The 10673-nt window shown below is 70.0% G+C and carries 10 protein-coding genes; 5 read left to right on the top strand and 5 right to left on the bottom strand.

The window, feature by feature from the left end; translation table 11 throughout:
* Positions 1-1730, bottom strand: a 1730-nt coding sequence (locus VFM98_RS18285; RefSeq protein WP_325111331.1) for a hybrid sensor histidine kinase/response regulator, incomplete at its 3' end; no start/stop codon positions are given.
* Between the two features lie 227 nt (positions 1731-1957).
* Positions 1958-2269, bottom strand: a complete 312-nt coding sequence (locus VFM98_RS18280) for a hypothetical protein (RefSeq protein WP_325111330.1) — start codon at positions 2267-2269, stop codon at positions 1958-1960.
* Positions 2270-2457: 188 nt separating this feature from the next.
* On the opposite strand from VFM98_RS18280, the gene VFM98_RS18275 reads away from it, so the two are divergent.
* Positions 2458-3948: a capsule assembly Wzi family protein gene (locus VFM98_RS18275; RefSeq protein ID WP_325111329.1), complete on the top strand. Its 1491-nt coding sequence runs from the start codon at positions 2458-2460 to the stop codon at positions 3946-3948.
* Positions 3949-3973: 25 nt separating this feature from the next.
* Here VFM98_RS18275 and VFM98_RS18270 read toward each other — a convergent pair whose 3' ends face one another.
* Positions 3974-4267, bottom strand: a complete 294-nt coding sequence (locus VFM98_RS18270) for a DUF2917 domain-containing protein (RefSeq protein WP_325111328.1) — start codon at positions 4265-4267, stop codon at positions 3974-3976.
* Between the two features lie 83 nt (positions 4268-4350).
* Here VFM98_RS18270 and VFM98_RS18265 point away from each other — a divergent pair, with 83 nt between their 5' ends.
* Positions 4351-5322, top strand: coding sequence for a LysR substrate-binding domain-containing protein (locus tag VFM98_RS18265; RefSeq protein WP_325111327.1), 972 nt, complete (start codon positions 4351-4353; stop codon positions 5320-5322).
* Here VFM98_RS18265 and VFM98_RS18260 read toward each other — a convergent pair.
* Both VFM98_RS18260 and VFM98_RS18255 read right to left on the bottom strand, forming a co-directional pair.
* Positions 5275-5949, bottom strand: a complete 675-nt coding sequence (locus VFM98_RS18260; protein WP_325111326.1) for a hypothetical protein — start codon at positions 5947-5949, stop codon at positions 5275-5277. The two genes, VFM98_RS18265 and VFM98_RS18260, sit on opposite strands and share 48 nt — an antisense overlap.
* A 26-nt stretch (positions 5950-5975) precedes the next feature.
* Entirely contained in the window at positions 5976-6932 is a 957-nt protein-coding gene (locus VFM98_RS18255; RefSeq protein ID WP_325111325.1) for a Ku protein, read from the bottom strand.
* A gap of 324 nt (positions 6933-7256) precedes the next feature.
* Here VFM98_RS18255 and VFM98_RS18250 point away from each other — a divergent pair, with 324 nt between their 5' ends.
* From VFM98_RS18250 to VFM98_RS18240, 3 genes are read left to right on the top strand one after another with little or no spacing between them, the layout of a single operon-like run.
* Positions 7257-7904, top strand: a complete 648-nt coding sequence (locus VFM98_RS18250; protein ID WP_325111324.1) for a response regulator transcription factor — start codon at positions 7257-7259, stop codon at positions 7902-7904.
* 4 nt (positions 7905-7908) lie between these two features.
* The gene (locus VFM98_RS18245) at positions 7909-8547 is read left to right on the top strand and encodes a response regulator transcription factor (protein ID WP_325111323.1); all 639 of its coding nucleotides are present in this window, start codon (positions 7909-7911) and stop codon (positions 8545-8547) included.
* A gap of 10 nt (positions 8548-8557) precedes the next feature.
* Positions 8558-10636 (top strand): multiheme c-type cytochrome, encoded by a 2079-nt coding sequence (locus tag VFM98_RS18240; RefSeq protein WP_325111322.1) that lies wholly within the window; start codon positions 8558-8560, stop codon positions 10634-10636.
* Positions 10637-10673 lie beyond the last annotated feature (37 nt).

Below are 10673 nucleotides of genomic sequence, written 5' to 3'. Positions count from 1 at the left end.
TCGAGCGGGTGCTCCTGCGCGATCTGCAGCGCCTCGGCCCCGGTGTGGGCGATGTGCGCCGCATGGCCTTCGATGTCCAGCAGCACGCCCAGGCTCTCGGCCGCATCGGTGTTGTCGTCCACCACCATCACCTGCAACTGGCCCGAGGTGCCGGGCGCACTGGCGGCCTTGTTCTCCGCGCCGGCGGTGTCCGCGATCGCCAGCGGCAGCCGCACGGTGAAGGTGCTGCCCTGGCCGGGCCCGGGGCTGTCGGCCGACACGCTGCCGCCGTGCAGCGCCACCAGGCTCTGCACCAGCGACAGGCCGATGCCCAGGCCGCCCTGCGGCTTGCCCGTGCTGCTGGGAACCTGGGCGAACATCTCGAACACCTTCGCGAGCGCCTCGGGATCGATGCCGATGCCCGTGTCGGTGACCGAGAGCACCGCCTCGCCGCCGTCGACGCGCACCTTGAGCGTGATGCGGCCCGGCTCCGGCGTGTACTTGGCGGCGTTGTTCAGGAGGTTGCTGATCACCTGCGCGATGCGCGTCGGATCGGCATCCATGGGCAGCGGCTGCGGGGGTAGCTCCACGTGCAGCTTGTGCCGCCCCGACTCGATCAGGGAGGCACTGGTCTCCACCGCGGTGGCCACCACTTCCTTCAGGTCGATGCGCTGGCGGCGCAGTTCGACCTTGCCCGTGCTGATGCGCGCGACATCGAGCAGGTCGTCGACGAGATGCACCATATGCTGGACCTGCCTTTCCATCATCTGCCGGGTCTTCTCCAGCAGTTCGGGTTTGCTCGCGCCCATGCGCATCAGGTGCAGCCCGTTGGACAGGGGCGCCAGCGGGTTGCGCAGCTCGTGCGCGAGGGTCGCGAGGAATTCGGTCTTGCGGCGGTTGGCCTGGGCCAGCTCGTCGTTGAGTCGGCGCAGGTCCTGCTCGGCGAGCAGGCGCTGCGTGATGTCGGAGAAGATCACCGCCACCAGGTCGCTGCCGGGGCCGCCCAGGCGCGAGGCATAGACGTCGAACCAGCGGTTCATCGCGCGGGCTTCCTCGACGAAGCGGGTGGCCTCGCCGGTGCGCGCCACGCGCTCGAAGATCTGGAACCAGTGGCCCTCGTCGGCCGGGGTGAGCTCGCGCACGGTCTTGCCCACCGCGTCGCGCAGGCCGGTATGCATGGCGAAGGCCTCGTTGGCCTCCTCGAAGCGGTAGTCGCGCACGTTGCCCTGCGCGTCGCGCAGCAGGCGCAGCACGCAGAAGCCCTCGTCGATCGATTCGAACAGCGCGCGGTAGCGCTCTTCCTTGGCCTCCAGCCGCTGCTCGAAGTCGCGCCGCTCGCGCAGCCGCAATTCCTCCTTGCTGCGATAGAGCTCGACGAAGACGCCGACCTTGGCCTTCAGCACCTCGGCGCGCAGCGGCTTGGCGAGGAAGTCCACCGCGCCGAGTGCGTAGGCCGACAGCATGGCCTCGTCGGGGTCGTCGCCGGCGGTGACGAACAGGATGGGCGTGAAACGCGAGCGCGGCCGCGAGCGGATCTCGCGCGCCACCTCGAAGCCGTCCATGCCCGGCATGCGTACGTCCAGCAGCACGGCCGCGAAGTCCTGCCGGGTCAGGGCCTCGAGCGCCTCGGGTCCGGAGACGGCCCGCACCAGGTTGACACGCAGGGTGTCGAGAACGGCTTCCAGCGCCAGCAGGTTCGCGGGCTGGTCATCGACGAGAAGGACGTGGGCGGGTATGGCGGTGTGTGGCACGGTTCGACGAGCCCCGCGTGCGGGGCTGGCAGCAGTCTAAGCCGGCTGGCCCTGCGGCGGGCCGGGGCTGCGGCATGTGGCGATCTTGTCTGGCACGCCTGCGCGACAACGGCTCGCTGCCGGGTAGGACGCGGCCTACCGCCGAAGCACGCGGCCGCTGCAGCTGCACTGTTGCAGACAGCAAAAAGGCCGGCAGCGCCGGCCTGCGATCCGTGGCAGCCGCCGGATCACTTCTTGTTCTGGGCGACCTTGTCGTCGTCCTGGGCCGGGGTGACTTCCACCTTCGGCACCGTGAGCGTTTCCTTCTCGGTGTAGACGCCGACCTTGGGCACCGTCACGTCCTTCTGCTCGGTGGTGACGTCCACGTTGGGGGCGTCCACGTCGTACTTGGGCAGCGTCACGTCGCCCTCCTGGGTCTTGGACACCTCGTACTTGGGCATCTGCACGTTGCCTTCCTCCGTCTTCTGCACGTCGCACCCCACGAGGGCGATGGAGGCGGCGGACACCAGGCCGGCAATCACGAAAGCGGTTTTACGCATGGCTAAGACTCCCTTGTCTGTGTGATGCAGCGAGTATGGAGGGGGCCTGCAAGCCCGGCTGTAAGACCCGGACCGCATTGCCCGTCCGACACGGGCGTGCTGCCGCGCTTGGCCGTGCCCTACGCGCCGCGTTGCTTTCGAACGCCAAACCGGGCAGGATGCCCGGCTTGAAAACAAGGGATCGGTCGATGAAAGAAACGCAGAAGAAACCCGGCGGGCGGCGCGTGGTCGCCTGGACTCTTGCGGCCGCCGCCTTGATGGCGGCCGCGCAGGTGCGCGCCCAGAGTGCGGTGCTGCTGGAAGCGGGCAACGAGCGCCTGCGCGAAGACCTGCAGTGGCTCGCCCAGCACGGCGTCATCACGCTGTCGACTTCAGCCTGGCCGTTGCCGCTGGCCGCCGTCGAGGCGGCGCTCGCAGGCCGGCGACCCAACATCACGTTCAGCGACCGCGAGGCCCTTGCCGCCGTCGAGCTGGAACTCGCGCGCCAGCGCAAGCGCCTCGGCCTCGGCGTGACCGTGCGCGGGAACACCGCCTCGCTGCCGACCATGGGCTTCGATCACCCGGTGCGCGCGAAGGCCGACGTCGCCGCGCGCGTCCAGGCCAGCAGCGGTCCGTGGGCGGGCCGACTTGAATTGCACGGCCTGGCGGATCCGTTCACGCCGCGCCAGACGAACTTCAACGCGGAGGGCAGCTACCTGGCCGGCGCGTGGGGCGGGCAGGTGTTCTATGCCGGGCAGATCCCGCACTGGTGGGGGCCGGCTCAGGACGGCAGCCTGATCTGGTCCAATGCCGCGCTCGCCATTCCGGGCGTCGGTGTGCGGCGGGCGACGGAACGCCCGTTCGAGACGCGCTGGCTGTCCTGGCTGGGGCCGTGGAGCTACGAGGTCTTCCTCGGCAAGATGCTGCACAACCGCCTGGTGCCGGGCGTGCGGGTGGTCGCGATGCGGTTGCAGGCGCAGCCCCTGCCGGGGCTGGAAGTGGGCCTTTCGCGCTTGACCCAATGGGGCGGCGCCATCTCCGAGAACGGGCCGCGCGCGCACCTGCGCGCGGTGTTCAGCCGCCCCAACGAGGAAGGCGTCAAGAACAACGAGATCGCGGGCTTCGACGCCCGCTACACCTGGCTGCCCGGAGGCAATCCGCTCAGTCTCTATGGCCAGCTGATCGGGGAAGACGAATCGGACTTGCGACCGACCAACTACATCGGCATCGCGGGCCTGCAGTTCAAGCACTCGCTGGCCGGTGCCCGGGTGCAGTGGCATGTCGAAACCGCCGACACGATGAGCCGGCGCCTGTTCGGCCTGCGCGACGGGCGCCCGAACACCGCCTATGTGCACACCGAGTTCCTGGACGGCATGTACCACGAGGGGCTGCCCATCGGCCACTTCCTGGGCGGCGACGGCAAGGCCCATTCCCTGGGCGTGCGGGTCGTTCCCGGGCGCAACCCTTACCGGCTGCGCTACGGCCTGCGCTTCGTGCGCGCCGACGTGAATCCGTCCAGCCAGGCGGTCAACCTGGCGTTCCCCTCGGCGGACACGGTGAAGCTGGTGGAACTGAACGCGAGCTGGGAATGGCGCGTCTACCAGCAGCCCATGAAGGTCGAGGCCGGCCTCGGCGTGCTGCGCAGCCGCGACAACGGGCGCGACACCGGCGTGCGCCTGGGCGTCGAAGTGCCGTTCTAGCCGGTAGCCGGCGCACGACGCGACTCTACCCGGCGGCCGGCCGCGCGGCCCACAGCGTCGGCGCGCGCGTGGCCCGGTGGCGCCGGTCGCGCGGCGCCGGCGCATGCAGCGCGAAGCTCGAACGCTCGAAGGCATAGAGCAGCAGGCGCCGCGGCGCTTCCGATTCGAAGGCGTCGCCGGCCTGCAGGATGACGTCGCGCGGGTCGTGGTCGAGCGTGAGCCAGAGGCTGCCCGCGGTGCAGAGGATGCGCACGCCGGCCGCATCGGCGATCTCGAACAACTGCCGCGCGGGCAGGGTGATGGTCGGGTGCTCTTCCATCGCAGGTCTCCTTCGCATGCGATCCGCGAATCAATATACTGGCCGCTCCTCCCCGCGAGAAACGGTGGATTTGCATGGATCGCATGCAACCAGCGAATGCGAACACGCTGCGGCCGCCGCGCTCGCGGCAGCTGCGGCTGGACCTGCTGCACACCTTCGAGGCCGCAGCGCGGCACTTGAGCTTCACGCGCGCCGGCGCGGAGCTCGCGCTCTCGCAGTCGGCCGTCAGCCGCCAGGTCCAGCAGCTGGAAGACAGCGTCGGCGCGGCGCTGTTCGAGCGCCGCCACCGCGCGCTCGCCCTCACGGACGCCGGCCGCATCCTGCAGCGTGCGGTGGAGGACAGCCTGGAGCGCCTGCGCGATGCGGCCGCGCGCGTGCGCAGCAGCGCGGAGCGCGAGCAGCTCGCCGTCACCTGCACGCCCGGCTTCGCTTCCTTCTGGCTGATCCCGCGCCTGGCGCGCTTCACCGCAGTGCATCCGGACGTGGACGTGCGCATCTCCGCCACCCTGGAGCTGGTGGACCTCGAGCGCCGCGGCGTCGACCTCGCCGTGCGCTTCGTGCCGGCCGCGCAGGGCCAGGGCCCGCTGCTGTTCGAGGAGGAGGTGCAGCCCATGTGCGCGCCCGCGCTGCTGCGCGATGCGAAGCGGCCGCTCGCCGCGCCGGCGGACCTCGCGCGGCACACGCTGCTCGCGGTGGAGATGCACGACGCGCCGCTCACCGCGGAATGGGAACCGTGGCTGCAACTCATGGGCCTCGCCGCCGTGCCCATGGCGCACACGCTGCGCTTCACGCGCTATGGCGAGGCGGTGGCAGCCGCGGTGGCAGGGCAGGGCGTGGTGATCGGGCGGCTGCCGTTGCTGGCCGACCTGGTGCGGACGAAGAAACTCGTGGCGCCCTTCCGCAGCCCCGCCGCTTCACGTCGCGCCTATTTCGTGACGCTCGCGCCGCATGAGACGCGGCATCCGAGCGCCCGGGCCTTCGCCGATTGGCTGGTCGAGGAGGCGCGGCTAGCGGACGGCGCCAGCGGCGGGCGCCGACGCGCTGCCCTGCGCTGAAGCCAGCGGCGCGGCGACCGGCGGCGACCAGCCCTGGCCCGGCGTGTAGCGCGCCAGCTGCTCCTCGCCCTCGGCGAAGCCGCTCGGCCAGCGCGCGGTGACGCTGCCGTCCTGCTGCATCGTGAGCTGCGGCGCGTCCTGGTCGTCGGTGGCGCCTTCGGCATGCGGGCGCGGCAGTGCGCCGGGCAGCACGTCGGGGGCGGTCCAGCCCGAGGCCGTGTCGAAGCGGCTGAAGCGCAGGCTCTGGATGTTGCCGACCGTGTGCCGCCACACGGCCATGGCTGCGCCGCGGCCGTTGCCGGCCAGCTGGGCGTCGCTCGCCGTGCCGTAGATCTCCTCCAGCGCGCGCGCATCGCTCCAGCCGCCCGCACGCCCATACGCCGCGCTCACCACGTGGCTGTCCTGCACCCACACCGCGAGGGCCGTGTCCTCGCCCGTGCGCACCACCTGGGCCGGCGTGCCGGCGGGCGCCGGCGGCGGCGGAACTTCCAGTGCGCGCCGATCCGATGCGCTGCGGGCCGCTTCGTCGCCGCCGTTGCCGCCCAGCACCGCGGTGTCGCCGCCGCGCTCGCCACAACCGGCGCAGGCGAGGGCGAGCACCAGCAATCCGGCGGCGGCGCTGCGCATGCAGTCCATCGCGCGTCCCCCGGCCCTCAACCGCTCTTGCGCCGGCTCGCGGCGGGCTTGACGGTCGCCCGCGCCGTGGTGGTGCTCTTGCGTGCCGCGGCCTTGCGCAGCGGCGCCGCTTCGTCGTTGGCCGCCGTCTCGCGCCGGGCCGCCGACTTCCTGGCGGCCGGCGCGGCCTCCGCATTGCCCTTGAGGCTGCGGCGCAGCAGTTCGGTCAGGTCGATCACCTCCGCGCTCGCGGCCACGTCCTCGCCCGGCAGCGGCGCCACCTGGCGCAGGCCGCCCTCGCGCTGCTTCTGCTCGACCAGTTCCATCAGCTTCTCGCGGAACTCGTCGTGGAACAGGTCCGGCTGCCAGTCGCCCGCCATCGCTTCGACGAGCTGCTCGGCCATCTTCAGTTCGGCGGCGCTGACGGTGACGTCCTCGCCCGGCCAGGCGAGGCCGGCGACGTCGCGCACCTCGTCGGACCAGCGCAGCAGGTTGAGCACCAGGCCCCGGCCCTGCGGCACCAGCGCCGCCAGGTGCTGCTTGGTGGAGATCACCACCCGGGCGATGCCGACCTTGCCGGTGCGCTCCAGCGTCTCGCGCAACAGGGCGAAAGGCTTCTGCCCGCCCTTGCCGCCGGGGCTCACGTAATACGGCTTGTGGAAGAAGACGGCCGGGATCTGCCCGCGCTCGACGAAGGACTCGATGGAGATGGTCTGGGTCGACTTCGGCAGCGCGGCCTTGATCTCGTCGGGCGTGAGCACGACGAACTGGTCCTTCTCCACCTCGAAGCCCTTGACGACCTCCTCGCGCGGCATGGCCTCGCCGGACGCCTTGTCGACCTGCTGGTTGCCCACCCGCGTCATCGTGGACTTGTTCAGCAGGTTGAACTTCATGCGGTTCTCCGCCGTCGCCGAATGCAACGTGACGGGGATGTGCACGAGGCCGAAACTGATGGCGCCCTTCCAGAGGGTGCGTGAACTGGTCGGTGCGGGCATGGGGTCTCCTCGATCCGCAAATCGTCCCGGCGGCGGCGCGCCCGGGCTGTAGGACGCGGCAGGCAGGCCATGCAGGGCTGGGGGGCGCGGCGGCGCTGCCCGGGCTCCTGCACGTTGTCCGTGCACGACGAGCGGCCGGCGCGGCGATGCCGCATGGGTCAAGTCCAGGTCGACTGTTCCCGCTTGGGCGACATTCCGCTTGACGAAAGTCAAGCCCTGCCGGCGGGCTTCCGCAGACCATCCGGCCATCGGGGATTACCCGGGTCCAGGCCTACAGAGCGGAAAACCGCCACGTCGACGCCGCGGACCCGGCTCGGGGCTGAAATGAAAATTGAAGTGATGCTCGCCGACGGCCATCCGGTCGTTCGCTGCGGGCTGCGCCGGATGATCGAGGGGACGCACGACCTGGTGGTCGGGGCGGAGACGGGCAATGGCCACGCTGCCCTCGAATTGCTGCGCTCGCGCCCCTGGGGCCTGGCCGTGCTGGACCTGTGGATCCCCGGCCGCAGCGGCCTGGAGCTGATCAAGCTGATCAAGGGCGAGCTGCCGCGCCTGCCGATCCTCGTGTTCTCCGCCCAGAGCGAGGAGCACTACGCGCTGCGCGCGATCCGCGCCGGCGCTTCCGGCTACCTGCCCAAGGACGCGGAGCCCGAGACCATCCTGGCCGCCATGCGCAGCATCGCGGCCGGCGGCGTGCACTTCACGCAGGCCGTCGCGGCGCTGCTGTCGATGGAGCCGGCGCGCAGCGCGGACGCGCCGCCGCACACGCTGCTGACCGACCGCGAGTACGGCATCTTCGACCGCATCGTGCGCGGCCACGCGCTCACCGAGATCGCCGACGACCTGTCGCTGTCGATCAAGACGGTCAGCACCCACAAGTCGCACATCCTCGACAAGCTCAACCTGCACGGGCACGTCGACCTGGTGCGCTACGCGATCGAGCACAAGCTGCTCGATCCCACCCTGGAGTAGCGGCGTGCGCATCGAGGTCCTGCTCGCCAACGAACATCCGGTCGTCCGCGCCGGGCTGCGCGCGCTGCTCGCGGCCACCGAGGATCTCGCCGTGGCCGGCGAGGCGGTGGACGGGCGCGCCACGCTGCAGCAGGTCCGCGCGCGCGACTGGGGCCTGGTGATGCTCGATCTCACCATGCCGGGCCGCAGCGGCCTGGAGCTGGTGAAGTTGATCAAGGCGGAGCGGCCGCGCCTGCCGGTGCTGGTGTTCAGCGCCCAGCGCGAGGAGCTCTATGCGCTGCGCGCCATTCGCGCCGGCGCACTCGGCTATCTGTCGCTGAAGGCCGAGGCCACGACCGTGCTGTGCGCCATGCGCCGCGCGGCGGCCGGGCGGCTCTTCGTGAGCGCCGAAATGACCGAACTGCTGGCGAGCCAGTCGGGCGACGTGCTGCCGCACGACCGGCTCACCGACCGCGAGTACTGCATTTTCAGCCGCATCGTGCAGGGGGCGTCGCTGAGCGACATCGCCGACGAACTGTCGCTGAGCATCAAGACCGTCAGCACGCACAAGTCCCACATCCTCGAGAAGATGACGCTCGGCGGGCAGGTGGAACTGGTGCGCTATGCATTCGAGCACAAGCTGCTCGATACGGTGAGCGAGTAGGGGCAATCACATGAAACCAGGAACCAACATGCACCATGCGGGCTTTCTTGCACGCCTGCGCCGGGCCGCGGTCACCGCAGGCCTGGTAGCCGCCAGCCTCGGGCTCGGCGGGCTGGCCAGCAACGCCTTCGCGCAGTCCGATGCGCCGGCCAAGCCGAAGATCGACAACGCCACCTGCCTGAGCTGCCACGACGGCAACAAGGGCAAGCTGGAGGTCCCCACGCCGGCCGGCAAGCCGCGCGCGCTGAACTCGGTGGACCCGGTGAAGTTCGAGAAGGGCGTGCACTCGCAGATGGAGTGCGTGGCCTGCCACTCCGACATCAAGGACAACGCGGACAAGGGCAACGCGCACCAGAGGGATCCCGCGCAGCCGCTGGCCAAGGTGGATTGCGCCTCCTGCCACCAGGAGCTCTGGGAGCAGACCGTCAAGCGCGGGCGCGCCGAGGAGCGGCCGCGCCTCAAGACGGTGGCCAACAACATCGAGAACTACAAGAGCTCGTTCCATGCCCGCCCCAACCCGGACGACAAGACGAAGCCGAACGCGACCTGCTCGCAGTGCCACGACACGCACAGCTTCAACGTCCCGGTCAACAAGAACTCGCCGGAGAACACGCAGTGGCGCCTGAGCATCTCGGAGCGCTGCGGCAACTGCCACACCGACCAGCTGGAGACCTACCAGCAGTCGGTGCACGGCATCGAGAACGGCAAGAAGATGCTGGCGGACGCGGCGACGTGCTCCGACTGCCATAGCGCGCACAAGGTGGCCAACACCTCGAGCGATCCGTTCAAGCTGGCCGTGACGGCGCAGTGCGGCAACTGCCACAGCCGGCAGTACGAGGCGTACAAGGACACCTTCCACGGCGCCGTCACGACGCTCGGCTACGCCTACACCGCCAAGTGCTACAACTGCCACGGCAGCCACGACATCGTGCGCGTGAAGGATCCGGCCTCCAAGGTGCACCCGGACAACCGCCTCGAGACCTGCGGCTCCTGCCACAATCCGAAGAAGGGCCTCAAAGCGCCGACCAAGGGCTTCGTGAGCTTCCAGCCGCACGCCGAGCCGGGCAACTTCGAGCGCTATCCCGAGGTGACCGCCGCCTCCTGGGGCATGAGCGGCCTGCTGATCGGCACCTTCGCCTTCTTCTGGCTGCACACCATCCTGTGGTTCGTGCGCGAGTGGAAGGAGCGCAAGGCGCGCGGCGGCGACCTGCACGTGCGCATCGACGAGATCGCGCCGGCCGTGCGCGGCCTGCACTTCCAGCGCTTCACGCCGACCTGGCGCATCGCGCACCTGTGCTTCGCGCTGAGCGTCATGACGCTCGCCATCACCGGCATGCCGCTGTTCTACCCCGAAGTCCCGTGGGCACATGCGGTCATCAACCTGTTCGGCGGACCGAAGGTCACCGGCATCATCCACCGCTCCGCCGCGACGGTGTTCGCCGGCATCTTCTTCTGGCACATCGCCTACGTGGTGTACACGCTGGGCCGCCAGTGGCGCACCTGGAAGGTCTTCGGCCCGTACTCGATGGTGCCGAACCTGAAGGACCTGCAGGACTGCATCGGCATGTTCAAGTGGTTCCTCGGCAAGGGCCCGCGCCCGCGCATCGACCGCTGGGCCTACTGGGAGAAGTTCGACTACTGGGCGCCGTTCTGGGGCGTGACGATCATCGGCGTGAGCGGCCTGATCATGTGGCTGCCCCACATCGCGGCGCAGTTCCTGCCGGGCTGGGTGTTCAACGTGGCGACGATCTTCCACAGCGAGGAAGCCTTCCTGGCGGTGGTGTTCCTCTTCACGGTGCACTTCTTCAACAACCACTTCCGGCCCGACAAGTTCCCGGTCGACGTGGTGATGTTCACCGGCAGCCAGCCGCTCGACGAGTTCAAGAAGGAGCACCCGCTGGAGTACGAACGCATGGTGCAGACCGGCGAGCTGGCGAAGCACCTGGTGCAACCGCCCTCCAAGCTGAAGCTGCGGCTGTCCAAGCTGCTCGGGTTCCTGCTGATCACCGCGGGCCTGACCATCCTCACGCTGGTGGCGATCGGCTTCTTCTCCGCGGGCAGCGCGCCTGCACCGGGCCTCACCGTGTGACCTGAGGTCCGAGTCCGCGGCGAGGCGGACCGCTCCC

This window comes from Ramlibacter sp., assembly GCF_035706265.1.
GTDB lineage: Bacteria > Pseudomonadota > Gammaproteobacteria > Burkholderiales > Burkholderiaceae_C > Ramlibacter.
Note: the sequence above shows the minus strand (reverse complement) of the source record. Positions and strands in the feature narration are given on the sequence as shown.

Coding starts and splice junctions, on each gene's coding strand:
- VFM98_RS18250 (WP_325111324.1), top strand. CDS start 7,257: ATGAAAATTGAAGTGATGCTCGCCGACGGCCATCCGGTCGTTCGCTGC.
- VFM98_RS18260 (WP_325111326.1), bottom strand. CDS start 5,949: ATGCGCAGCGCCGCCGCCGGATTGCTGGTGCTCGCCCTCGCCTGCGCC.
- VFM98_RS18265 (WP_325111327.1), top strand. CDS start 4,351: ATGCAACCAGCGAATGCGAACACGCTGCGGCCGCCGCGCTCGCGGCAG.
- VFM98_RS18255 (WP_325111325.1), bottom strand. CDS start 6,932: ATGCCCGCACCGACCAGTTCACGCACCCTCTGGAAGGGCGCCATCAGT.
- VFM98_RS18280 (WP_325111330.1), bottom strand. CDS start 2,269: ATGCGTAAAACCGCTTTCGTGATTGCCGGCCTGGTGTCCGCCGCCTCC.
- VFM98_RS18275 (WP_325111329.1), top strand. CDS start 2,458: ATGAAAGAAACGCAGAAGAAACCCGGCGGGCGGCGCGTGGTCGCCTGG.
- VFM98_RS18240 (WP_325111322.1), top strand. CDS start 8,558: ATGAAACCAGGAACCAACATGCACCATGCGGGCTTTCTTGCACGCCTG.
- VFM98_RS18270 (WP_325111328.1), bottom strand. CDS start 4,267: ATGGAAGAGCACCCGACCATCACCCTGCCCGCGCGGCAGTTGTTCGAG.